23 protein-coding genes and 3 pseudogenes are annotated in these 25,313 nt (G+C 36.4%); all 26 read right to left on the bottom strand.

The genetic code is table 11. The features are described from left to right. Window positions 1–14: 14 nt before the first annotated feature. Window positions 15–1,523 (bottom strand): glycerol kinase GlpK, encoded by a 1,509-nt coding sequence (gene glpK, locus FZ954_RS02300; RefSeq protein WP_005590120.1) that lies wholly within the window; start codon window positions 1,521–1,523, stop codon window positions 15–17. Window positions 1,524–1,682: 159 nt separating this feature from the next. After that, the gene (locus tag FZ954_RS02295; RefSeq protein WP_148876699.1) at window positions 1,683–3,110 is read right to left on the bottom strand and encodes a helix-turn-helix domain-containing protein; all 1,428 of its coding nucleotides are present in this window, start codon (window positions 3,108–3,110) and stop codon (window positions 1,683–1,685) included. A 290-nt stretch (window positions 3,111–3,400) separates the two neighbouring features. After that, entirely contained in the window at window positions 3,401–4,150 is a 750-nt protein-coding gene (locus FZ954_RS02285; protein WP_148876697.1) for a CPBP family intramembrane glutamic endopeptidase, read from the bottom strand. Window positions 4,151–4,175: 25 nt separating this feature from the next. After that, window positions 4,176–4,631 (bottom strand): hypothetical protein, encoded by a 456-nt coding sequence (locus FZ954_RS02280; protein WP_148876695.1) that lies wholly within the window; start codon window positions 4,629–4,631, stop codon window positions 4,176–4,178. After that, window positions 4,624–4,815 carry a hypothetical protein gene (locus FZ954_RS02275; RefSeq protein ID WP_148876693.1) on the bottom strand — a complete coding sequence of 64 codons (192 nt, stop codon included), beginning with the start codon at window positions 4,813–4,815 and terminating at the stop codon, window positions 4,624–4,626. The genes FZ954_RS02280 and FZ954_RS02275 overlap by 8 nt, the downstream gene beginning before the upstream one ends. Before the next feature lie 54 nt (window positions 4,816–4,869). After that, entirely contained in the window at window positions 4,870–5,757 is an 888-nt protein-coding gene (locus tag FZ954_RS02270; RefSeq protein WP_148876691.1) for a DUF4300 family protein, read from the bottom strand. A gap of 227 nt (window positions 5,758–5,984) precedes the next feature. Then, window positions 5,985–6,296, bottom strand: coding sequence for a hypothetical protein (locus tag FZ954_RS02265; protein ID WP_148876689.1), 312 nt, complete (start codon window positions 6,294–6,296; stop codon window positions 5,985–5,987). Window positions 6,297–6,410: 114 nt separating this feature from the next. Continuing rightward, window positions 6,411–8,177 carry a glycoside hydrolase family 13 protein gene (locus FZ954_RS02260; protein ID WP_148876687.1) on the bottom strand — a complete coding sequence of 589 codons (1,767 nt, stop codon included), beginning with the start codon at window positions 8,175–8,177 and terminating at the stop codon, window positions 6,411–6,413. Window positions 8,178–8,487: 310 nt separating this feature from the next. After that, window positions 8,488–9,153, bottom strand: coding sequence for a hypothetical protein (locus FZ954_RS02255; RefSeq protein WP_148876685.1), 666 nt, complete (start codon window positions 9,151–9,153; stop codon window positions 8,488–8,490). Window positions 9,154–9,400: 247 nt separating this feature from the next. Continuing rightward, window positions 9,401–9,790: a hypothetical protein gene (locus tag FZ954_RS02250; protein WP_148876683.1), complete on the bottom strand. Its 390-nt coding sequence runs from the start codon at window positions 9,788–9,790 to the stop codon at window positions 9,401–9,403. 29 nt (window positions 9,791–9,819) lie between these two features. Beyond that, on the bottom strand, window positions 9,820–10,674 hold the full coding sequence (locus FZ954_RS02245) for an ADP-ribosylglycohydrolase family protein (protein WP_148876681.1): 855 nt from the start codon (window positions 10,672–10,674) through the stop codon (window positions 9,820–9,822). Window positions 10,675–10,685: 11 nt separating this feature from the next. Next, a complete protein-coding gene (locus FZ954_RS02240; RefSeq protein WP_148876679.1) occupies window positions 10,686–11,492 on the bottom strand; it encodes an alpha/beta hydrolase in 807 nt (268 codons plus the stop codon). A 154-nt stretch (window positions 11,493–11,646) separates the two neighbouring features. Further along, a pseudogene (locus FZ954_RS02235) lies at window positions 11,647–12,201 on the bottom strand (lysostaphin resistance A-like protein); the annotation flags it as partial. Then, the gene (locus FZ954_RS02230) at window positions 12,202–12,597 is read right to left on the bottom strand and encodes a hypothetical protein (protein ID WP_148876677.1); all 396 of its coding nucleotides are present in this window, start codon (window positions 12,595–12,597) and stop codon (window positions 12,202–12,204) included. A gap of 150 nt (window positions 12,598–12,747) precedes the next feature. Beyond that, window positions 12,748–14,238, bottom strand: coding sequence for a class I SAM-dependent DNA methyltransferase (locus FZ954_RS02225; protein WP_148876674.1), 1,491 nt, complete (start codon window positions 14,236–14,238; stop codon window positions 12,748–12,750). A gap of 2 nt (window positions 14,239–14,240) precedes the next feature. Next, the gene (locus FZ954_RS02220) at window positions 14,241–15,413 is read right to left on the bottom strand and encodes a restriction endonuclease subunit S (RefSeq protein WP_148876672.1); all 1,173 of its coding nucleotides are present in this window, start codon (window positions 15,411–15,413) and stop codon (window positions 14,241–14,243) included. A 2-nt stretch (window positions 15,414–15,415) separates the two neighbouring features. Further along, complete coding sequence (locus FZ954_RS02215; RefSeq protein WP_148876670.1) at window positions 15,416–18,157, bottom strand: DEAD/DEAH box helicase family protein; 2,742 nt, start codon at window positions 18,155–18,157, stop codon at window positions 15,416–15,418. A 229-nt stretch (window positions 18,158–18,386) separates the two neighbouring features. Next, window positions 18,387–19,394, bottom strand: a complete 1,008-nt coding sequence (locus tag FZ954_RS02210) for a hypothetical protein (RefSeq protein ID WP_148876668.1) — start codon at window positions 19,392–19,394, stop codon at window positions 18,387–18,389. Window positions 19,395–19,401: 7 nt separating this feature from the next. Then, complete coding sequence (locus tag FZ954_RS02205; RefSeq protein WP_187423310.1) at window positions 19,402–19,647, bottom strand: hypothetical protein; 246 nt, start codon at window positions 19,645–19,647, stop codon at window positions 19,402–19,404. 106 nt (window positions 19,648–19,753) lie between these two features. Beyond that, window positions 19,754–20,371: pseudogene (locus tag FZ954_RS02200) on the bottom strand (DNA alkylation repair protein). 118 nt (window positions 20,372–20,489) lie between these two features. Then, window positions 20,490–21,367: pseudogene (locus tag FZ954_RS02195) on the bottom strand (aminoglycoside phosphotransferase family protein). Window positions 21,368–21,473: 106 nt separating this feature from the next. After that, a complete protein-coding gene (locus FZ954_RS02190) occupies window positions 21,474–22,082 on the bottom strand; it encodes a Type 1 glutamine amidotransferase-like domain-containing protein (protein ID WP_148876665.1) in 609 nt (202 codons plus the stop codon). Window positions 22,083–22,129: 47 nt separating this feature from the next. Next, window positions 22,130–22,558 (bottom strand): aminoglycoside 6'-N-acetyltransferase, encoded by a 429-nt coding sequence (aac(6'), locus tag FZ954_RS02185; RefSeq protein ID WP_148876663.1) that lies wholly within the window; start codon window positions 22,556–22,558, stop codon window positions 22,130–22,132. 257 nt (window positions 22,559–22,815) lie between these two features. Further along, the gene (locus tag FZ954_RS02175; RefSeq protein ID WP_148876659.1) at window positions 22,816–24,570 is read right to left on the bottom strand and encodes a recombinase family protein; all 1,755 of its coding nucleotides are present in this window, start codon (window positions 24,568–24,570) and stop codon (window positions 22,816–22,818) included. Window positions 24,571–24,733: 163 nt separating this feature from the next. Continuing rightward, complete coding sequence (locus tag FZ954_RS11700; RefSeq protein ID WP_185952503.1) at window positions 24,734–24,895, bottom strand: hypothetical protein; 162 nt, start codon at window positions 24,893–24,895, stop codon at window positions 24,734–24,736. A 129-nt stretch (window positions 24,896–25,024) separates the two neighbouring features. Beyond that, window positions 25,025–25,228, bottom strand: coding sequence for a helix-turn-helix domain-containing protein (locus tag FZ954_RS02170; RefSeq protein WP_143877629.1), 204 nt, complete (start codon window positions 25,226–25,228; stop codon window positions 25,025–25,027). Window positions 25,229–25,313 lie beyond the last annotated feature (85 nt).

Here is a 25,313-nt window from a genome sequence, read left to right as displayed (position 1 = left end):
CTTGATTATCAAAATCAGTCGTCGATTTCTGCAAAGACTTGGGTTGCCTTAACGGCTTTCTTCCATCCTTTGTAGAGTTGTTCCTTGCGGGATTCATTCATAGACGGCTCAAAGAGTTCTCCAGTTTCATTGAGAGTGCGGAGTTCGTCTAAGTCTTTCCAGTAGCCTACTGACAGTCCTGCCAAGAAGGCTGCACCGAGAGCAGTTGTTTCTAAGTTTTTAGCACGGGCAATATCGATTCCCAAAATGTCGGCCTGGAACTGCATGAGGAAGTTGTTCATAGCAGCACCGCCGTCGACTTTGAGGACTTGAATAGCTGTCTTAGCGTCCACCTGCATAGTATCGATGATGTCACGTACTTGGTAAGCGATGGATTGCAGAGTAGCCTTGATAAAGTCTTCCTTGCTGGTTCCGCGGGTCAAGCCAAAGACAGATCCACGGGCATTCTGATCCCAGTAGGGAGCGCCCAGGCCTGTAAAGGCAGGTACGACATAGACTTCGTCATTGTTGTGAGAATTGAGAGCATATTTTTCAGATTCTGGTGAATTTTCAACCATTCGAAGACCATCGCGCAGCCATTGAATAGCACTTCCGGCAATAAAGATAGAACCTTCTAAAGCATAGTAAACTTTGCCATTAATTCCATAGCCAATGGTTGTCAAGAGGTTGTTTTCAGATAGTTGCATCTCTTCACCAGTATTCATGATGATGAAGGAACCAGTTCCGTAAGTATTCTTGACCATGCCAGGCTCAAAAGCTAACTGTCCAAAGAGAGCTGCTTGCTGGTCACCAGCCATACCAGAGATTGGAACTTCTCCACCGTAGAAATGGAATGGAGCAGTCTTACCATAAATTTCTGAGTTAGAACGAACTTCTGGAAGCATAGCCTTTGGAATGTTGAGGATTTCCAAAATCTCATCATCCCATTTGAGTTCCTTGATGTTATAGAGCATGGTACGGGCTGCATTTGAGTAGTCGGTCACGTGAGCCGCGCCGTCAGTCAATTTCCAAACCAGCCAAGTATCAATAGTACCAAAGAGCAATTCGCCCTTTTCAGCTCTTTCTTGCGCTCCCTCTACATGGTCCAAAATCCAGCGAACCTTGGTAGCAGAGAAGTAAGCGTCAATGATCAAACCAGTCTTTTCATGGAATTTTTCCACATAGCCTTGGCTTTTCAGCTGTTCAGCCAGAGGAGCTGTCTGACGAGATTGCCAAACTATAGCATTGTAGATAGGAAGACCAGTATTCTTATCCCAGACGACAGTTGTTTCACGTTGGTTGGTAATTCCGATAGCTTCGATTTGACTTGGTTTCACGCCACTTTCGATAAAGGCTCCAGCGATTACTGACTGAACAGAGTTCCAAATTTCATTGGCATTGTGCTCAACCCAACCAGCTTGAGGGAAAATCTGAGTGAACTCTTTTTGGCTAGAGCTGACCTTCTCTCCCTTTTTGTTAAAGATGATAGCACGGGAACTAGTTGTTCCTTGGTCGATGGCCATGATGTATTTTTCTTGTGACATGTACTGTCCTCCTGGTAAAAATCTTGAGGAGATTTCCTCTTTACAGTAACTAGTATATAAAATAAAGCGCTTTCTTGTTCATCAATTTTTTTAAAATTTTAAAAAAATTTGAGGAGATTGTGTGAAAATCACAAAGAAACCTAGATTTCTCCAGGTTTCTTAATGAAATATCATGTGACGGATTTGAGCCAAATCTTCCAAATCCAAGTCATTTTTTAAATAATAGACGGGAATCTGCTGGGTCTGATGAATGGGATTATTGGTGATGATGAGGTCATAGTTTTTGGCTGGATCGTAGGCTTCAATACTAATAAAGCGATTGTACTCTAAATATCGTCTTAAAATAGCCGTCATTCTAGAAACAACGATAAAGCTATCCGTCAAGTCCATGCCTATCTTGATGACTTGACCGTCATTTTCAGCAATGTACTCCATCAGATGGAGCCATTCCCACAAAACCTTTTTATCCAGAGATGTTCCCTGCTGGAAAATAGGCAGTTTGCTAAAAATAGTGTCTGCCACTTGTCGATAATCGTCTTCGCTCCATAAGTAAGGATGGTGCAATTCCAGATCGTGCTTGTATTTATCCTGCAAGAGATAGCCTCGGAAAAGAAAGACGCGGGCGCAGAGCTGGCTTAGTTCGTAGGTCACTTGGTCTTCGATGTAGTCACCAAGCAAGTCCTGACTCTTCATTTCTTGAATCAGTTGCGTAATCAGACTGGCAATTTCACCACCAAAGCCCAGTATATACTCCATGGTGTGCAGGGGCAGAATCCGATGGGAAAGCAGAAATGAAAAGAAAATCATCATTTCGCCATCTTCGAGACTCAGGGTGATGTGCTGTCCGGCAAAGAAATCATTTGTCCTGCGATGCAAGCGCTGGTAGAAGATATTTTCAAAATAGCCCTGCATTTTCTGTTCAATATTTTGGAATTGACAGGCATTGACTCTTAGGCGCTGTTGGGTAATATGCGCCCAAAGGGCCAAGTCTAGCTTCTGCCCTTGAGAGAGTTGGGCTCCGCAAAGTTCTTCTAAGACGGTAACTTCCTGCCTTCTTTCTGATTTTTGAAGTTCCTTTTCCCAATCTTGGCTGGACCAGACCTTGCGAAGGAGGCAAAAATAAAAATAGCGGATCTGGTGCTCAGGACCTTTCAAGCGACCATTTTGGATAGATAGCTCAAACTCTGATAAAATCTGATTTAGAGCAGCTATATGGCGGCCGAGGGTCGCTTCGCTAATCATCAGTTCCTGTGCCAATTGATGGGCTAAAAACTGCTGATGATAGAGCAGGTAGTCTAAAATCTGGTATTTGACAGCATTGTCCAAAAAAAGTCTGCGAATGTCCCGTCCCTTGGTGTCAGATCCAATAGACAGACTGAGCGTTTCGTCCTGAAGCTGGATAGATAAGGCCGCATGATGGTCCGCGGCCTTGTCGTTAATCAAGCTAATATACTTGGTCAAGGTTGCTTTCGAGAAGCCGGTTTCAGATATAACGTCCTTCAAACTGGATGTAGAATGTTGCTGTAAATAGGACAGGACAATAAACTGCCCCGCTTCACTCTTTTCCATTAAGTCTGCTAGATACATCGGAAAAACCTTTCAGTTTGCTAATCTTAGCTTAACACAAAAAGAAAAAAAGACGAAGCAATCTGCTTCATCTGCTGCATCCTTTTAAGTATGAACGAAAAAAGGACACCTGAACCAACGTAAGAACAGCTAGACTATCAATCAACATATAAGTGAGGATACAAGAAGAGGGAGCCCCGTACTCTTCCCTTCTGGGAAAAGCCATAGAATACCTTGTCTTACTAAAAGAGCAGCAAGGAGGGCAATCAATGCATACCAGATAGCGACTGATTATTTTGAAATAAATTTTGTCATTTTTCCTCCCTTACATACTTCTTTCTTGCAATGATGATGGCTAAACTGACAATAAGTAATTTACTGACTACAGAAAGCCATATATCTTCATTCACTAAAATCTGAGACAAGGAATTGATCCAAGCATGAGTCATGACACAAATCCATAAGTTTTGTGTTTTATGATATAAAGCCGATAAGATAAAACAGTTGGTTAGTAGACCTACTAGAAAAGGGAGTAACTGAATGACACCTAAAGAACCTTCAATGTAGAAGTAAAAAAGATGCCAGCTAGACCATGCTAAAAAGGTAATAAGAGTAGCTGATAGATAGGGTATTTTTTCCTGCAAGGTCGGCTGAAAGAAATAACGCCAACCAATTTCCTCAACCCCACCAAAAAGAAGAGCTTTGAAAAAGAGTACCACTGGCAAGAACCAAGATTGCATAATAATCTTACCATCAAAGATAAATGGCATAAACTCTAGGGACAGGAAAACAAGCACCAAACTATAATTAGCTAGACTATCTTTGACTTGAAAAAAATCTTTTAAAAGTTTTTTGAAACTAGATTGATGGTAACCAATACTGGCAAGACTGCCCCAACAAGCAGATGATAAGCCACCTAAAACAATAGCAATTATTCCAATTGTTGACGTAAAATCAACTTTCATTCTTCCTGCCCTTAAAAACCAAACTAGGAGACTCACTAGCAATAGTTGAGCAAAGGTACCTAGCAAATAAATAGACAGTGCTTGCTTTCTATTCATATCATAATTCCTTTAAAGGTTTCATTCATCCATAGTGTTCAGAACCTTCAATATCTCTGTATTGGAATTCTAAATCCAAAATTAATTTTTCGCCATATTCCAATAATTGAGCTTTAGTGAGAGAATTTACATTCTTGTCGGAGAAAGGGAGCCTTTCCTTCAAATCAATTCGACAACTTCCAATAAGACTCGCTTGGATATAGGCTGTATAGTCATTTCTAGCAGACGCCCAGCCCATTAGTTGAAAGTCCATTTCAAAGCGAATGAACAATTCCCTACCATTCTGCTGCAAGTCTACAATAGTAAGGCTGTCGTTATCATGGATTTCGGATGAATCAACCATATCTAGCTTTTCTCTATTAAGATAGTTCAAATTCTCAGATAAGGCTTTGAAGACGGACAATTCCTCTACTTTATGAGCAATAAATTCCCATAAAATAATTTCTAAATCTTTTATTCGTGAGTACTGCTCTTTAATCATGATGCCTCTTAGTCTTTGCTAATAAGATGATGACACCTAGTAAAATAAGAATTCCAATTACAAAAACAGCTATTTCTAATTCTTTTAATCCTTCAATATAGGGTATGATATAGATACTTGATTCCACAAGTAGAAAACCGATAAGAGTAAGGGCAATCGAAAAATATGTCTGTTTTTTATCCATTTTTATGTCCTTCCCTTAACTAGAGTTTACATAAAACTTAACTAGCTCGAAATTCTATTTCCCCTCTACCCACTTATCATTGTCCATGATAAAGGGCTTGGCCAAACCTTCCCCTGTGTAGTCTTTATATTTTGTCTGCAAGTATTTGTAGACATCTTCCTTGGTCTCAAACTTGATGGCCTGGTATGGCTCTTCAAAGGTCAGCTTTTCGACAAATAAATATCCGTCTTTATCTGGAACCAAGACGCCGACATGCCCTACAAAGAGAGAATCACCGTCAAGATTGTCGTGGACGATGACGGAGAGCATCCTCGCCTTTTCGCTAAACTTGAACTGCTTGAAGTATTCCTCCATCTTCTTAGCATGGACTTTTACATCTTGAGTCGCTTCAGTCTTGACTCTTGAAAACAGGATATTAAAATCTTCCTTATCCTTGGCATCAAAGAGCTTGCCCTTGTCAATGGCATCATTATCTATGAACAAGAGTTCGTCGTCCTTTGCAATTTGAGGGATTTCGATGCTATTTTTTAGCAGAGTATAAGTATTGATCCGACAATTTGTCCCGATAAAATCGCCCTTTTTTGCCTGCCAGAGAGGATTGATTTTTTCTACATCATATTCGGTTTTGGTAAACTTAGTGAAATCGCCCCTTAATCCAGTAGAGCCGACAAGTCCATTGTAGTCATTGACTAGATTGACAAAGCTATCGACACTGTCTTTATCCAAGTTAGCAGCCAGTAAATTCTTAACTTCTTCGACACTTTTTTGACTATTTAGATTTGAATAAGTCGCCTTCCATGGATATTTTTCCGAGCTAGTCTGACCAACTGTCGGAATTTCTTGACCCCCGTTCGCTTGCTTTTGTGTCTTCCCACATGCAGCTAAGCCAAGAATGGCCAATGTGCAGGCACTTATCAAGATAATCTTTTTTACTTTCTTCATTCTTTCGTCCTTTTTACATTTTTCCTATATTCATCTTCAAATAATTCCTCTTATTATTATATCAAGAAATACTGGAAAACAGAAAGAAAAGATCTATCTTGGATAGAAACTTCCTTAAGCCATAATAAATGACTACAGTTGATAAAATGCAGTCACTTTGATTTATGAATAGAGGAATAATGTAGAGTAGCCAACTTAAAGAATGGACTCGCTATAAACTGGTAAGTCTACTTAATCTTGTGCTTGTTCATCTTTTCTTCGAAGATAGCTGTCATGAGGGCGCGCAATTCCTCACGCTCCTTTTCAGGAAGCTCTCCTGCTTGCTTGGCCACAGCGTAAAGTTCTGGGTATTGCTTGGCAACTCGCTCAACCGTCTTGGTCGTTGCATGCCCTCTCACAAGGAAGGGAATTCGCTTAAGCCATTCTTGTGGCACCAGCGCCAAAATCTTTTTAGCTGCTTCCTTATCGCTAATGACAGCTGTGCTAAGCCCCTCTTTGATCTGCTCCTGCTCTTTTTCGGTAAAATCTTTTAGTTCCATTCTGAACTCCTCTTTTCTAATAAGATACTTGCTCTTCTTAAATAGACTGCTCTTAGATTGGTTTTTTGAAATTCGAGTAACTCTGACAAAATACTTAAGTCCGATTTTCAAAAATTAATTTGCAGCAGTTTCCAAAACTTCCTCAAAGATTACGAAGCCTTTTGGTAAGATATGAAGCTGCCCGTCCGAAATTTGGCAATGACTTGCTAAAGTTGCAGAATCACTCTCTACAAGATAATTTTCTCCTGATTGGTTAAAAATTGCTCGCACCTTTTGACCATCATAATCCCATGCCAGAGATACCACATCTGGTTTGATTTCTTCTAGACTATATTTTCCATGCTGGATAATGTCTGAAACACTCTTGCGAAGCTGAATCAATTTCTTCATGAAATCGAGCATCTCATTGCTATCGGAAACGCGTTCCCAAGGCATCACACGACGACAATCTGGGTCTGGTCCTCCGTCTAATTCTAGCTCGGTGCCATAGTAGAAACACGGTGTTCCCCTTTGTAAAAAGAGGCAGGCAAGGGCAGATTTAACGAGTTGGACATTTCCCTTGGCAGTAGCTAGAATACGCTCCGTATCATGCGAATCCAGAAGATTAAACATCACTTCCGAAATCTGCTGTCGATAATACATGGACTGACCATTGATCTCATCAATGAATTGACTGGTTTTCTTAACCCCACGCAAGAAATAATTCTTGATACTATCAGAGAGAGGATAGTTCATGACCGCGTGGAACTCATCGCCATTTAGCCAAGGCTGAGAAGTGTGCCAGACCTCGCCTAAGATATAAAGATCAGGCTTTTTAGCCAAGACAGCCTTACGGAAATCTCGCCAAAATTGATGGTCGACTTCATTTGCCACATCCAAGCGCCAAGCATCGATATTAAACTCTTCAATCCAGTAGGTCGCAACGCTCAACAAATAGTCCCTCACTTGAGGATTTGCTGTATTTAACTTTGGCATATAACTCTCAAAGGCAAAGGTATGGTAAGGGAGCTTTCTTGGATTTGCAAGCTTATCCTTTGTCACTGGGAATTCTTGAACGTGGAACCAGTCTTTGTAAACAGAATCTTCACCATGTTTGAGAACATCCTGCCACTGTGGAGATTGGTCTCCGATATGATTAAACACAGCGTCCAGCATGATTTTCATGCCACGTTGATGGGCCTGCCCCACCAGTTTACGGAAGGTTTCCTTGTCTCCAAAATGACGGTCAATTTCGAAATAATCCGTCGTATTGTACTTGTGATTGCTCGGGGATTCAAAGATAGGACAGAGATAAAGGCCTGTAATGCCCAAGTCTTGCAAGTAATCTAGATGGTCAATAATTCCCTGTAAATCTCCTCCAAAGAAATCCTCACTTTTAGGCGTGATTGACGAGTCCCAAGCTAGGGCTCCTTCTGGTGAAATCTCAGGCTTTCCATTGGCAAATCTTTCTGGAAAAATCTGATACCAGACCGTCTTTGAAACCCAGTCAGGAACATGACAAGCATCAATTTCATGAATATAAGGAAGCTTAAAGCCATTCCCCTCGTAATGAAGGTTTTCAAGCGTGTTTTCAACACACCCCTTATCGCCATACAAGACACTCTGGCCTTTCTTATCCTTAATCTCAAAGAGATACTGAATTCGCGCATAGCCGACTGAAACCTCCACCTGCCAATAATCAAACAAAGCATCGGAGGTGACTTTGACCATTTCCTTGCTGTCCTCATAATGATCCTCCATAAAGATAAAAGGATCTCCATAGTGCAAGGCTATACTTTCGATATCTCCCCTTTTCGTCCGAATGCGAATGTGCATTGTCTTATCTTTATAAAGATAAGCATACTCCGACTCTGGTCTGTGGTAAATAGCTGACAATTCCATATTTTTTCTCCTAGATTTGTCTTTATAGACTCATCGCAATTTTGTGCAAACGATTTCATAATTCTAGTATACTACTTTAAAATTTTATTTGCAAGGCTTGTCCATAGTTTCAAGTGGTTTGTTTTTAAAAATAAAAAAGCAGCAATTCTTACGACTTACTTCTTTCCAATTCTGACTAATTTATCAAATCTTTATTCAATTTTTCGAACACTTTCAAATATTTCATTTCCAATTCAACACTACTTTCGATAATACTGCAGACATTTCAACCAGACGGTTGCTTTTTTCAATTTCGTTCATAAACTCCCCCCTATTGTTTAAATATTGTTAAATCTAGCTGAACTGTCTTAGTCTTCGAATTCAATTGGATTGTAATCCCATAAATCGAGCTACTAGAGTACCTTACTCTGATTCTACAGGTTGTATCCTCTGGTAAATCGTACTTGCTTTTGAGTTTTTTGAAGAACTCAGAGTAATTTTCAGACCGGTAGATAATATCGCTCAATTCAGTTTCAGCACTCTTAAAGGTTTCTTTTATATTCAAGGAAGCGAAATAATCTCTTTGTACTATCAAATTAAGAATTTCTTCGTCAAACAAAGGTTCTAACTTCGATTCGTACTGTAATCTCCCATTATAGTAAGTAACAGGAACTGTTTCTTTATTATCCCCGATTTTTATTGTATAGTCACCCTTAATGTCAGATTGGCTAGTATCTAAGGATACTTCATAATCCTTTACTGCGTTTCCACTCTCTATATAAATACTATTTTTGTAAAGCTTTAATCCAGTAAACTCCTTCTTGTCTTGCTCTAAAAATTTAAACATAGGTTCAAACGTTTTTTCAAATTCGTACTGTTCCTTTGTTCTGTTTTTAGGAATTGTTTCACTACTCAAACTACAGCCATTCAATGATAATAGTGATATCAGTGTGATGACCAAGCCAGAAAGCCATAATAAATGCTTATATTTTTTCATTTATATCTCCAAAATCACGAAACTTAAGTCTATTATAGCATGAACATACTGGAAATGACTTTCTATAACCATTTAGATTCATTCATAAAGTTCATTTAAAGACATTCGACCTATTGATAGGAAAATTTAATGGTTTAAAACCTTCAACCTTACTCTTATACAAAAAAAGACATTCAAGAAAATCTTAAATGTCTGTATAAATACGGTATCAAAGATATCGTTTGTTGAACTCTATCAATCTCATTTCCTAATCAGAATCGACATTAAGAAATCTTACTGTATAGCCATTGTCGGTATATAGAAACTCTAATTGCAATCTCATATCTACTAGTTCAGAATTTGAAGTCAAATCATAATCAACAGCAAACCCAGTCTGGTCATCATAATCATAAATCTCCAATTGAGAATACTCATAAGGCGGATTGAAATGACATTCCACACCATACTCATCAATCGTGTCAAAATCATTCAATTCTAATGTCTTTTCAACATAACCAAAGAATTCGTTTAAATCGTCAATCTCTGATTCATCGAAATAATTCATAATGTCTTCGTATTTTTTCAGGTGAATAGCTTTTAAAATATTTGTGATAACGTCTATAACTTTTTCTTTTTTATACTTATCAAGTAATTCCATAGGTGACACCTTTCTATTCAACTAAACAATCATTTTCCTGCTATGTAAAGCTCCCATCGACCAATTACATCCTTTAACGATTCATCTAGATAGGAATGGGCCTTTTCCTTGATCCAATCAGGAATACCATATGCTGCCTCGGCTATGCTCCCAGTTATCGCAGCAAGTGTATCACTATCGCCACCAAGGGAAATGGCGTTTCTTATAGCATCTTCGAAGTCTCTACTTTCCAGAAAGGCAATGATAGCCTGAGGTACGGTATCCTGACATGCTTCATTGAAACGATAGTTAGGACGAATTTCATCTAGAGTTTGAGATAGATTGTAGCCGTATTCCTGCTCAATATAATCCTTGATCCGTCTTTTGCACTCTGTAGGATTGTGATTGATTGGTTGCTCATAATCCCCACAATAACCTCCTAAGTAATAACGACTCAGAAAGATAGCATCAGTTATCGCCATAGCTCCCTTGATACCTTCGGGATGATTATGAGTCACTTCTGCAGAAAGTCGTGCAAGCTCTCTAGTTGATGGCGTCATACCAGTTCTCGCACAAAAGCCACAGTCCATAAGCCAAGCACAGGGAGAAACACGCATCGCAGAACCATTTCCAAAACTATAATAAGGTTCACGATTGTCACTATTGATCCACCTACTAAACCGATCTCCGTAGCCCGCATCGGGATACATCTTGCCGTATTTCTTCATGGCGTCAATAAAGTCATCCTTCCGACCACCATTCATAATAGCCTCAGCAACAGCACAGGTCATGACCGTATCATCCGTGAAAAAACAATCCTCACAAAATAAAGGAAAATCCTTCGTTTTGATATTGTTCCATTCGTAAACTGAACCTACAATATCTCCAATAATTGCTCCTAGCATGGTATTCCTCCTTATGGCATATCAGATTCGTTACACATTTCTAATGAGTCACTCTTTAAAAATGGCACCACCAAATCAATCCACTCATAAGGCAGGTAAGCTGATAAATAGCCGTGGTTATAGCCCTTTGCTTCATACAAAATTGTATTTGAATGTAGCTGATGAAATAATTTCGCTGATTCTTTCACGCAGTTCAATTCTTTTTCACCATAAATATACAGAACCTGAGCCTTGCTAGCAGAAATCATATCTTTCAGCATGTAACATCCCATATAGTTTTTGTAAATGGTCACCAATGTTTTGACAGTCGTCCTTGGCAAATCCTCTAAATAATAAGCTTTTATTTCCTCTGGATAAGCCAGTTTAGGATAGACTTTGTTCATCATGCTTAACTGAAGTTTGCAAGAGAATTTATTGAACATCAGTTTACCAAATAGAGACACTAGAAAGATGCTGATTTTAGCTAACCTTGGTTGAGGAATACAGAGGCTTCCATCTATGATGGCCTTCTCAGCAATTTCACTGTCTAAAGACAAAAGCTCCATGGCAATTTGACCACCAAGTGAAACACCACCGATTGCAAACAATTTCCCACCACAGTTTGCTCTGATATAGTCTAGAATCTCCAAAGCAGAATTTTCAGTAGAAACATAATCAAGTTGATATTCCTCGCCGTGGCCATTCAAAGTGGGTAGAATAATACGGTATTCTTTTGACAAGATTCGTGCTTGACGAAGATAATTCCACCAAGAACTGCCACCACCATGTATCAGTAAAATAGGAGGCAAATTCTTATCACCAAATTCATGGAATTTCATGTTTAAACTCCTTACTGTAGGACTTTCACTAGCTACATCCTTGTTTAATCAGTTTGGACAAGCAGTGATGCCTCATCAAATAGAAAAGTCTCTAACATTGATTATCTAGAATGACCACACATTAATTTCAATAATGGATATCCTGATCTAAATTTTAAAATGTTGTTTCCTTACTAATTATATTACTCGCCAATATAGTATAAATTAAATAAGCAATAAAAATAACATTAATTTTTAACACAAAATAGAGATTTAACAAATTTGCGAACGCATGAAATAAGATGCAGTAGCCCACAGATTTGGTTTGACGATAAAGAAGCCCTAAAACAAAACTTAAAAATAATGTATAGATAAAAAATAAAATAAAAGGAAATCCTTGATGACTTTCTCCAACGATAAACCATAATGGCAGATGCCAAATCCCCCAAATTGATCCTACGATCAAATTAGATTGCCAATAACTATATTTTTTATCAAGTATCGGTTGTAATACACCTCACCATCCTAATTCTTCATGTCCACCACCAAAAAAGAGTAATTGAATAAAGAATAGTGGCATCAGATAAAGAGATACTCCGTTTAATTCTAAGGAAGATAGCGAAAATAGTATCAAAATTGCTAACATATGAATAATGAAATAAATCCTACTATTTTCTTTCTTATTAAATACAAAATGTTTAAATTTTATATGATTACTTTTCAAATAAAATCACTTGGGTAGTGTAAAATAAGTTGTGTAAACACTCAAGTACTTCATGAAGTCGTTTGAATTAGTCATATTTATACCTTTGCAAAAATCAGTCACATACGATCCCTCGAAGTGAGTTTGATAAGTTGCTTCTCGCATGCGGAAATCCCAAGATTTTTTAGGGTCCGCAGAGTGAAATTGACTCCAATCTTTCGAAATAACATCATGCCCCTCTGAAGCATTAAGCCCTATAAAAACAAAGTTGTTATGAAGTACACTTAAGATTTCATCGCTCTCCAATCTAGACAAGTCATCACAATTTTTTCTCACATTATTGTAAGGAGGTGACCAAATAGCCCAGGATGAGTATGTAGCAAACTTCATTTTTAGTGTTTCAAATACTTCTTTAGAAATCATAATTGCTCTCCTTTATTTTGATAGACGTAAAAAGAAGAACAGCTCAAGCCCACATTCGCTTTTCTATAAGTTTAGTATATCATTTTTAAAGAAATAATGACTACGAAAAAAGCATCACCAAATACTCGGCAATGCTCGTAAGTTTTAAACTTAATTATTCTCTAATTGTGCTTGCAACTCTTTAATGCTATCTAAAGCACTCTGCAAATTATCGATGATATCTCCTGCCAATTCATCTGGTGACGGAAGATTATCTAGATCAGCTAGAGACTTATCTTTAATCCAGAAGATATCCAAGCTTGTCTTGTCGCGAGACATAATTTCATCTAAGCTAAATCGCCTGAAACGGCCATCAGGGTTACTTTCTGACCAAGTTTCAGTCCGATTATGACGATTAGAGGGATTATAGCACTGGATAAAATCTTGCAAATCAGCATCAGTCATTGGATTTTTTTTAAGTGTAAAATGTACATTCGTTCTCAAATCATATACCCAAACCTCTTTCGTTTGAGCTTCTGGACTTGCTGGTTTCTTATCAAAAAACAGAACATTCGCCTTTACACCAGGACGGTAAAAGATACCTGTTGGCAATCTCAAAATCGTATGTAAATCAGTTGTTTCAAGCAACTTTTTACGGATAATTTCACCTGCTCCACCCTCAAACAATACATTATCAGGTAAGACAACTGCTGCTTTACCGGTTGACTTCAGAATCGTGTTGATATGCTGAATAAAGTTCAGCTGTTTATTGGAACTTGTCGTCCAAAAATCTTGACGATTATAAATAAGTTCTTCTTCTTGCTCTCCGTCTTCATTCGTGAAAGTAAGTGAAGATTTTTTACCAAATGGTGGGTTAGTAAGGACATAATCTACACGATAACCTGGATCGAGTAACAAAGCATCTCCTAAGGTTACTGGCGCTTCTGTATAGATGTCACCAATATTATGGAGATATAGATTCATCAAGGCTGTCTTAAAAGTTGCTCCTACAATCTCATTTCCATAGAATGTCTTATCTTTCAAAAATTCTTTCTGTTCTCGATCAAGCGTATAATTACTTGGGTCAGAAATATAGGATTGTGAAGCAAGGAAAAATCCACCACTACCACAACATGGGTCTGCAATAGTTTTCATTGGCTCTGGTGCTACACATTGGACCATCGCATTGATAACAGGACGTGGTGTAAAGTATTGACCTGCACCACTCTTTTGGTCTTCCGCATTTCGTTGCAAGAGTCCTTCATATATCTCACCTTTTACATCACTCGACATAGCTACCCAAGTTTCATTATCAATCATCTGAACGATGCGATAAAGGATAGCTGCATTTGTGATTTTATTGGTGGCTCCCTTGAATATTTGACCGAGCATGCCTGGCTTCTCACCAAGTTCTTCCAAGGTACTCTTATACTGTGTCTCTAACTCTGCTCCCTTTTCATTTTTAAGCTCTTTCCAAGTATAACCAGCTGGTACTCCAGTATCTCGGTTATATGGTGGATTTGAATACTCATCAGCCATCTTCAAAAAAAGCAGATAAGTTAATTGTTCCAAATAATCCCCGTGAGTTACTCCGTCATCTCGAAGGGGATTGCACATCGCCCAAACTTTAGAAATAATTGAGCTTGAATTTCCAGTTGCCATTATTAGAGTCTCCCTTCAAAGGCTTGTTTTAATATACTTTGACGCATAGCAGATGCTTGTTGTAAGGCATCATTTACAGTCTTTTCAATATTTTCATATGCCGATAATCTTGAATCAATTGCATAGATTATTTGATCTTGTATTTCCTTTTTGAAGTATGGTACTTTTATTTTCTTTATTTCTTGTGCATTAACGTTGTTTACACCACTAGTTGACTTAGAAACATTTTCAATATATCTCCTAGCGTCATAGGAAGATAAGTACCTTAACAAATATTTAGGCGACAATTTTTCGTGGTCACTAATACGAATTCGTATTAAATATCCAGCAAATAATCCTGATACATCCTGTTCTCGTACCATTGCGGCTGTTCCAACTATAGAGGGACTGCCATTAGAACGAATAATTAGAATATCACCGTATTTTAACGATAATTTTTCAATTTCATCCTCGTCAAATTTCGCATATTTCAAGTCTGATCTATCTAATGTTCCTGTGGATGCATCTATATTAGGTATTCTATAAACCTCTGTATAAGCTTCAATATCATTTTGATAATCGCATTTTTTTGAAGTTCCATATCTTGGATGTTCAATAAAAGAAGCTAGTTCTTTAATTTCAGGATCACCATTATTGGTTAGTTTTCCGTCAAATGCATTCTTTAATACAGCTTGTTTATACACTTCTAGCTGTGCTTTTGTCGCGTTCAAAGTCTCCACAGCATTATCAAGATCAGAGAATAGTTCCTCAATTTTTGCAACAATGCGTTCTTGTTCTTCTATAGAAGGGTAGGAAATCTCATAATTTGTGAAATTAGACATCCTAACATATTTAACTGTTGATCCAAATTTTTTCTGATCATTAAAATTACGCCAGTATAATTGCATATGATAAAACAAGTACTTTGGTAAGATCGTTATATCATTCAAAACGTATGTACGTTGATATGCATCAAACTCACCATCATAATAGAAAACTAATCCAATATCTCCATTTCCAGGAACTATAACAGATTCTCCTGTAAATGAATATGTATCACACATTGAATATTGATTAGAACATGTATAGAATCGATACTTTCCTTCTTTATTAGCGTGATTTGCATCGTGTTTACCTGTTTTTATTGTGCATATATCTGGTAATTTAGCTTTTGTATATTTCATATTTTTTACCATTCTTACGCCACCAATTCTAAATTCATTTCATATAATATATTTTTATAGTTATCACCAAATGCCTCATAGAAACCAATTAATCCACCTTTTCGATCGAATGGAGTGTAATCAAAGTCTTCTTCTAAAATACTTAAAGAAGAAATAATGTGTTCCTTAATCAAACGCAACCATTCCATCTGGTCTTCGGTAAATTGAGAGTATCCGGCATTCTTTTTAAAGGTCCAGTCCTTAAAGTTTTGGTTCACACAGTCTGCAAAGGGCGACAATTCAGTTACTACTCCCATTTCATAACGAATTAATGAAATCAGATCCGTGATTTGTGCCATTGTGCTACGTTTTTTCACTTTTTCAACATCTTTAGTCGCGTACGCTTCCCAAACTCGATCCACAGTTAAGTTTTTATGTTGTAATGTCTCATACAAAGCTTTCAATTGCTGGATAACCATTGGTCTATCTTTATAGGATTTGTTGTAAATGATGCGCAATGCAATAATCTCATCCTTATTCTCCTCAATAAATTCACGGAAAGTAAGAATGGTTTTACTGACATTTTCATCTTTTTGTGAATCATATCCAGCAAACAAGACTGAATCAATATTCACACTATCAATTATTTGCGTATGGTTCTTATGGACATTCACAATAAAATCTCGAGCATCTGGGTTAAAGAATGGATCAGTCGCTTCTCTCAGCAAAGATTTTTGAGCTTTTTTGATTTCTTTTTCATTTGGTATGTCCGAACTAGCCAACTCTTGTGCTCGTTCAAAAATAGTATCTTCATCATGAGCGTGTAATAAATTGTAAGCTATATCACGCGCTGAAGCACCCACGATTACAACAAAATCTTTCTGCTCCTTCTTGGTCAATCTCTTATCCAGTCTTGTAATTCGTTCTGCCAGTGAATTCAACGTGTCTTCACTATTATCGCCTAAAGCAACATTCAGCATCAACTCTTTAAGAGAAATACCCAATTTTCGCTCAAATGACTTTGTTTCTATTTTATTAGAATTCGTAACACCTACCGCATCTACAATAACAAAGTGATCCTTGCTTTCAGTAGCTGACGGAGAAACTTTTTTTAAGTCTTCCAAGCTCAGTGTACGTGTGCCACGACCAACCATTTGTTCATAGAAGTTTTTACTTCTTACGTCACGCATGAAAATCAAACACTCAAGTGGTTTGATATCTGTTCCTGTAGCAATCATATTCACTGTGACTGCAATACGAGGATAGAAGTCATTTCGAAATGAGGTCAATACCGTATCCGCATCCTTGGCAGCATGGGTAATTTTCTTACAGAATTCATTCCCTTCTCCGAATTCTTCACGAACAATATTGATAATATCATCTGCATGACTATCCGTCTTAGCAAAAATTAGAGTTTTAGGAACTTCTTTTCGATACGGAAAAAGTTCAGTCTCTAACTTTTCCTTAAATGTTCTAATGACTGTTCGAATTTGACTTGGATTTACGACACTTTTATCTAACGTACTTTTATCATACTCGATGTCTTCATCCATCTCCGCCCAGCGTTTTTTCCGACTCTTACGTTCACGATACTCAATATATCTCTTCAGAATCTGACCACCTTTTTGAGTAACCTCTGTATCAATATGGTAAATGTCCTCCCCAACATTGACACCATCAATAATGGCTTGTTCACGTCTGTACTCACTGACTAGATTTTCATTAAAGAAAGCAAAAGTTCTTTTATCTGGTGTAGCAGTCAAACCAATCAAAAAGGCATCGAAATAAGTTAAAACCTGTTGCCAAACATTATAAATCGAGCGATGGCACTCATCAATAATGATACAATCGAAAAACTCTGGAGGGTATTTTTCATTATAAACAACCTCTTTAGGTGTTTTACTATCTGCGGTAACATACGTTTCCAATGACTCTTCTTCATCAGCATCATCCAAATCTTCTTCTTTTAGAATGGAATACATCCGCTGTACCGTACTAATACATACTTGGACATCATTTGGTATGTAAGAACTTGATAGACGCCTAACACCGTATAATTGAGAGAAACTTCTTGGATCATCATTTGGTTTATAGGCAAGAAATTCTGATTCAGCTTGCTCGCCTAGACTTTTAGTATCCACAAGAAAAAGGATACGTTTCATTTTTCCATATTTCAAAAGACGGTAGGCTTGTGTAATTGCAGTAAAAGTTTTACCTGCTCCTGTTGCCATTTGAACCAAAGCACGAGGTTTGTTTTCTGCAAAAGATTGGTTTAGATTAGTAATCGCAGTAACCTGACAATCACGAAAACCTGTCTCATCAAACTCTGGGACCCTTTTCAAGTTATTCCGTACGGTATCATCTTGTTCTAGCAACTCTTCCAAAAATTCAGGTCTATGAAAAGAAAATACTTCACGAGAGCGATATTTCTCATCTTTATAATCCGTAAAACGAATTAGTAAATCTGTTGCTTCATAGGCAAAACGAATCTCAGGTGATTTTTTGATTCTCTTAAATTCACTCTCTGCATAGCGCTTAGATTGATTTTCAACAACAGTAATATTTTCGCCTTCATCTGTAGGTTTTGCTTCTACTACCCCAACAGCTTCACCATCAATAAAAAGGACATAATCTACTAGTCCTGTATCCGTTGCAAATTCTCGAACGGCAACTCCCAATGAAGCCCGCGGATTTAATTCCTCCATTTTTTGAAGTGTCCATCCAGCTTCTTCTAATTTTTTATCAATAATAATTCTAGCTTCTTGTTCTGGTGTCATTTCTCATTCTCCTAAAGCTCAAAAAGAGCTTTCATTCAAAATTGTTGAAGGACTAATAGGATTCCTTTATGGTGAAAGCATAAAGGAAGGGTACCCTTCCTTTATGGTGAAAGCATAAAGGAAGGGTACCCTTCGCAATTTTTTATTTAAGTATATTATATCATTTCAAAACTATTTTTCCTATTAAGCCGACATCGGATAAAGCAATAACACAGCTGATTTTTAGAGACTAATAATCAATTAAAACATCATCAAATTCTAATAACAATCCATCCGAAATAAATAATAAGGTATTGAATACTTTTAAAAATTGTAATTCTGAAATTTCCTTATCCCAGCGACCATGTTCAATCATATGTCGATTAGGTTCATCAAGTGTAAACATTTCCGTATATTGAAAAAAATTATATAGCCATTTAAATAAACCAAAATAGGTCAAGGAATGTTTTTCTATTTTATCCTCTATCCCCTTTACAGCTCTATAACCGACTATATTTCTCTTTCTGTTTGTGCCATCTTCTATGCTTAACTCTTCAGCTATTCTGTTTACAGCACCGTCGATAGCTAATGTAGCAAGAGTATAAGCTGCGTAATAATTTTTGCACTTGTAACAGTCATACATTGAATCAATCAGATAAGAAGAATACCAATGGCACTTACTTAGTTTCTCAATTGTATCCTTGTTATCTAAGTCCCTTTTAAGTAATTCTACCCACTCGTTTTCAATTTCAGATATATCAGCAGATTTCAAACGCTCGAATGTATTACCTACAAAGTAACATACAACCCATCCCTTATCTGCTGTTTTTTCAATATGAAATTTTATATCTTCATATTCTTCATCTGTATAAGGTTTTGGAATTTTTTGGACTATTTCACCTAACCCAGAAATAATATCAGCATAATTTATCTGAGTAGTTTCGACAATCCTTTTAGCAGATTCAGAAATTGCTTGGATTGATTTTAAAGTTTGAGGTGAGATATCTTTATTGTAAACAACCGAGGCTTTACTCAATGATTCACCTAAAACAATTGCCATTTTAGACAATTGTGAATTGTAGTGAGAAGAAATTTTAGCAATATCTTTATAAGCAGATAACTCCTTAAGTGTCTTAACACTATTTGCAACACCTTCTACTTGAGGAGTTAATGATATAGTTGGATTTTCAAGCATTACCTCTTCAATTTTTTTATCTTCAATAACTTCGTCTTGATTAACTTCTTTATTTTTATCCATAAATCAATTATATCATCTGATAATAAAAAATCCCCACTAAGAAAATACTTAACTGTCGTTTCACTTGTGCAATGTAGAGACTAGAAACCTTAAAACCATATTTCTTCAAAACATAGTCTTTGATTTCTGGATAAGTCGCATCCTTTTTGATAGAAAGTGACTCAATATCTTCTTCATCTATTTCGAGTTTGATATGGTTGTCGACATCTAGTTTGGACAATAGTGCCACTGTCTCGACATGTAGTGCTAGCAAACTTCTATATTATATAACATAAGTCATAGAGTTGTTGTTTATAATTAAACTTTAGAATGAAAATATTTTATTGTTACCATTTTTCCAACTTTATAGCTGATAATTATCACTTAATAAATTTACTTGCTAACTTGTAAACTTGTTGAATCTCTTTACTCTTAACGTCCCAACTATCAAGTTCTTCTTTAATCAACTCTGGAAATTTTTTGCTAATATCCCTTAAAGCATTACCAACTGATTTTCTAACATATTCACTAGAATCTTCTTTTAATGTTGCGATTCGTTTAATAGCTTCATCTGGATTGTCCTTGAAATATGGTCTGCTCGTCCATATTCTTAGTCCCTCTGTAACTGCTCTTCTAACGTTTGGATTAGTGTTTTGTAACCATTCGTCAATAATCGAAAGGGATTTTTCATAGCCTGATTGCTTACAAAACTCATCAAAAGCTTTTGCTAATACTTCTTGAACTCTCCAATTATCATCTTTTGAAACCTCATCTCTCATAAAAATCAAAATTTCTTCATCCTATGATAAATGGCCAAAGAGAAAAACACTGTACATTCTAACTTGATATACATTGGATTTAAAAGCTAAAAATGCTAATTCTTTGGTATACGCATTATCGTTTGATTGATAGTCAGCAAGAGCTCTTTTCTCTTCCTCTTTGAATCCATTTTCTATCAAAGAAAATTCTTTTTCTAAATTTACAACATATTCTTTCATGTAACTTGACCCCTAAATATCATTCCAATTTTCAAGATAATTCTCGATAGGTATCAATAAAGAATTGAATGCGTTATAATCTGAGCAAATAATCTTGACATTTTCTCAAATTGATATTTCAACGTTTATATTTCTTATTTAAGTACCAACTAGGAATGATTTGCTTCAAATCATCATACCATTCTAAAATTTCCTTAGCTTGATGTTGCATTACTGATATTTCTTCAACTCCGTAAGGAACAGACCATGGCAGAGCACCAACTATGTTATTTAGAATATAGATAGCGAGAAGCTTCCAAAATAAATCCGGAACCTTATGATCAAAATATCCATCTATCATACCAGACGCAAAAGAAGGCGAGACTTGAGCAGACCATACAATACGATTGAACTCCTCCCAAGGATCTCCGACGTCAAAGCGATCAAAGTCAATGACATAAATTTCGCCATCATCACCAATCATGAAATTCCCGATATGATAATCTCCATGTTGGAAAACCTGGGGTCCATCTTTTAACAATTCTCGATTTGCATTTAAAAAATCAATAAAAATCTGACCATTTTCATATTGAACGGGACATTCTTTGTATTTGGAGATTTTGTCATCAATTTTTTGATTAAAAAAACCTCCCAATCTTCACGAACTTCTGTAACAGGGAGTGAATGAATTATTCGAAGGATGCTTCCTGCTTCTACTCCATAAATGTATTGTTGTTCTCTTGAAACAGTTAAAATGATTTCACTTGCATCTTTTCCGTCAATCCATTCGTGTAAAGAATATACTTCGTCATCGCAGAGTTCTATGCTAATCGGTTTACACATCGGAACTCCAAGAGAAGCTACTTTCTCCATCATATCAAATTCAAGTTTTTTAGAATCTAACTTCTCCTTATCAGAAACACGCAAGAAATATTTTTTCTGTTTTTGATCTGCCACACAATATTTTTTATCATCTGACCAGCCTTTATTTATGGCTATCTTACTACTAAAATCCATCAAGCGCTCTCCGATTCATTTTACAACACTTTTTGCAATTTTCACTAGTAACCCATCCAGTTCGTCTACATTTTAGGATCCTAGATCCAGAATTACATAATGAAAACTAGTCAATTTTCTCTATAATGTTCCCAGATTTATCCAATACAAGACAGGAATGATCGTTAAGTGGAATTATGGGAACATCAACAAGTTCTTCAGCACTAGCCTTATTAGCTTTATCATTCCATGAATCATAATGGACACTAATTAAAAACTGACTAAAGAGTCCTAATCCATTTTTTATCTTTATCTGATGATCTGAATTATCATTAGGTGAAACATAGACTTTTTCTCCTAATAATAGGGCTCCTGCAGAAAATCCTATAACTTTCGTCCCTTTATTCAGCATACGTTCGATATAATTTTTGAACTCCTGATTTACATAAGTAGCTATATATTTTTCTGTATTTCCACCACCGATGATGATGACATCAGCATCTAGATAGCTATCAAAATCAATCTGCTCAGTGTCCAAGAGCAAGTAATCAATGTTTAGGTTAGGAAAATGGCTTTGGAAAACTTCCGTGTACTTTTTCATATACGGTTCCCAATTTTCGCGATAAATTGTAAAAATGACAATTCTTTCGATCTTCCTTGATGACACAATTTTATTAACAATCGTATGGTTCTTTATCGGCGGATTTCCACCCATCAAAAAAATTTGTTCGTCCAATCTTTCACACTTTCTAAAGATACATAAATTTTGACCACGTTCTGAAATTATAATTTCTTCTTAAAATGAATAATTCTATTTGCCTCCTGAAATCCAATATTGAGATGAAATCTTATAGAATCCGTATTCGTTAAAGTACAGTCACTTGCAAATTCCTTACATCCTTTATTTTTCGCCCATTCCTCACATTTTGTACAGAGATTTTTAGCAATATCCTTTAAACGATATTCCTCGTCGACAATAATCCCTTCTAAGAATCCAACAGGACTATATTTACAACCTTCAACATAATCAAATCTGAGTGAACATAGTGCTAGACCTACAATTGTGTCACCTTCAACTTCAGTAAAGATTGCAGTATTTTTGCCATTCGTATATCTTTTTACTTCATCAATAGCTTCTTTATCGGTCAATTGGGGCCATAATTGTTTCATTAGTTTAGCCATTTTTATAAAATCTTTTGTTATTCCATCCATATTGATGTTCCTCCGCAAATTACAAGCAAATGTTTCGAATCATGCTGTAACTTTGTTACTCATTGATTGATACCAATACCATCTCCTTCTACTTTTCGACTATCTCAGATCGGACGAGCAGAGCTACACACTCAGCGGTTCGGACTTACCGTATCATTTCGTCGGTTTCCCTCCTCATTCTACGAGTCCTATCCTATGGGCGTAGCATCTACTTCTACTTCGCTGATGCCTCAGCTCGTACAAGCAGTGATACCGCCTCAACATGTGTTGTCTGTTACTTGAGAATACAATTTTTTATCCTCGTCACTGTTTTGAGGACACAATTTATCTGATTCTAGTTTAGCATTTTTACGTTTACTTTTGAATTGTTTGCCATCCTTATTTTGAGTTTCTCCTGTTTTGAAAATTATGGTTAACATTGCAGGGTCTATTTCCCCATCACTATTAACACCTCCTACAATAATTTTATCAACAATACTCTCAAAAACCGTACGATCAAACTCGGTGAGTAATTTCTGTGAAGATAGTAACTGTTTAAACTCAGTTAGTCTTTTCTTTACATCAATTTCTGACTTCAAAGTTGTTTCAACATTTACTTTTTCTTCTGAAAGATACTCTTTTTCTGAAGAAATTTCAGTGTATTTTTCATTATAAATGGAATCACTAATCTTCCCTTCTAGTCTTAAATTTACAAGATTCTCCTCTTTTTTTAGTAAGGTTCGAAGTTTGTTTGTAATCCTTTTTAGTTCCTTGTTAAGGCTATTGTCATTCAATTCAGATTCTATCGTTTCAAGTAAGTCTGACACTATATTTTCATTCGAATGATAGAGCTGTCTGTAAGCTTCCATGAAAGCTCCCTCAATAGCGAGCTCTTCTAATCCTTTACTATGCTTACAAAATTTCTTTCCTTTCTTTATCGATGTAACACAGTGCCATACAACTTTGCGATAATCTGAACGGCAGTGCCAACTTCTTCTAGATAATATTGAACCACAAAAGCCACATTCCAACATACTACTGAAAGCATACATTTTTGAATAGCGTTCACGTTTTCCATTTACATTTGCAGCTGTCTTTTTATTTCCTGCCCTACGCAACCTAATCTCCTGAGCTTTCTCAAAGTCCTCTTTAGATACTATAGGTTCATGATTATCTTTGATATAGTACTTATCTTCTTCACCAAAATTACTCAAACGCCTCTTGCTTATTGGGTCAACTGTAAAAGTTTTGCCCATTAGAATATCGCCCTTATATTTTTCATTCTTTATGATTCCTAAGACTGTTGTATCATTCCAATGATCTAATCCTCTCGGAGATTTGTAACCTAGTTCATCAAGTTCCCTTGCTATAACTTTCCCTCCAATACCTTCTAAGTACCTTGCAAAGATATAACGAACTATTTTTGCTTCTTTTTTATTGATAGAAAGTTGCTTGGTTTCTACATCATAGTCATACCCCAAGCACCCTTGAAACCCTATCAGTTCACCACGTTGCATCTTCATTTTTAATCCCTTTTTCACATGTGCAGATGTATTTTCTACTTCTTGCTGTGCAACAGAGCTAAGAATGGTTAGAAGTAGTTCTCCATCCATAGTAAGGGTATCTATGTTCTCTTCCTCAAAATAAACTCCAATTTGCATATCCTTTAACATTCTGACATACTTCAAAGTATCTAAGGTGTTTCTTGCAAATCTGGCAATTGCTTTTGTTACAATATAATCAATTTCTCCATTTACACAATCATTGATTAAGCGTTGAAAATCTTGTCTCTTTCCTACTTGAGTTCCTGAAATCCCCTCATCTGCATAAATTTCTACTAATTCCCAATCCGAACGCTGAGAAATGTAATCCTTATAATGTCTCACTTGAGATTCATAACTGTTCTTCTGATCATCGCTATCAGAACTAACTCGGCAATAAGCAGCAACCCTTTTTAAATGTCTTTCTACATTGACACCTCTACGTCGAACTAAAGAATCAGCTTTTATTATTTCAACATTATTTTTTTTCATACTGAAATTCCTCCTTTTGATTCTATATTACCGCATTCAAATAAAAAGGTCAGCTATTTTGTGTACTTAATACGCAGTCTGTTTCTGATTTTCTCATATTCACTTTTAGACAACAATTCTTTAGAGTATAAAAAATTAAGCATTGATAACTGCAGACTATATTTTACGACTGTTTGTTCCAAAAATTTTCCTCCTGATAATGTGCTACTCTATTGTTTCCTCCGTGGGTATGACTGGTTAAATCACTCATGGGCGTCTCACCCGCTGTCCTTTTACGATGGCAGCCTGAACGGTCAGAAGTATCATTGTCCTTATTTATGGTCATGGCAGATAGAGAACCACTCTATTTTATAGCTAATAATTATCGCTCATATCACCGCGTATCTCACTAAATTGCTCGACAAATAAGAAAGTCCCACCTTGGTCTATTCAGTTTTCAATGAACTAGGATCTATTAATGACTAAATCTATCCATTTCTAAAATATAATCAGTAGTTACCTGATATAATTTTGCTAATTGTTTCAAAAATGGGGTAGGAATATCTTGCTTGCCACTTTCTATTCTAGAATAAGCAGACTGTGAACAATGAAGATATTCCGCAATCTGATTTTGTGACAAATCTTTGTCCTCTCTTAAATTTTTCAATCTGATATACATTAACAATCCTCTTACTATTATTGTAATTCGGTGATAATAAAAATCAGAATTTTATGCGAAATATGCATAAATTAATTTAAAATTC

It is taken from the genome of Streptococcus sp. Marseille-P7375 (assembly GCF_902460365.1).
GTDB lineage: Bacteria > Bacillota > Bacilli > Lactobacillales > Streptococcaceae > Streptococcus > Streptococcus cristatus_I.
The sequence above is the reverse complement of the archived record's forward strand: the minus strand, read 5'-3'. Positions and strand labels throughout refer to the sequence as shown.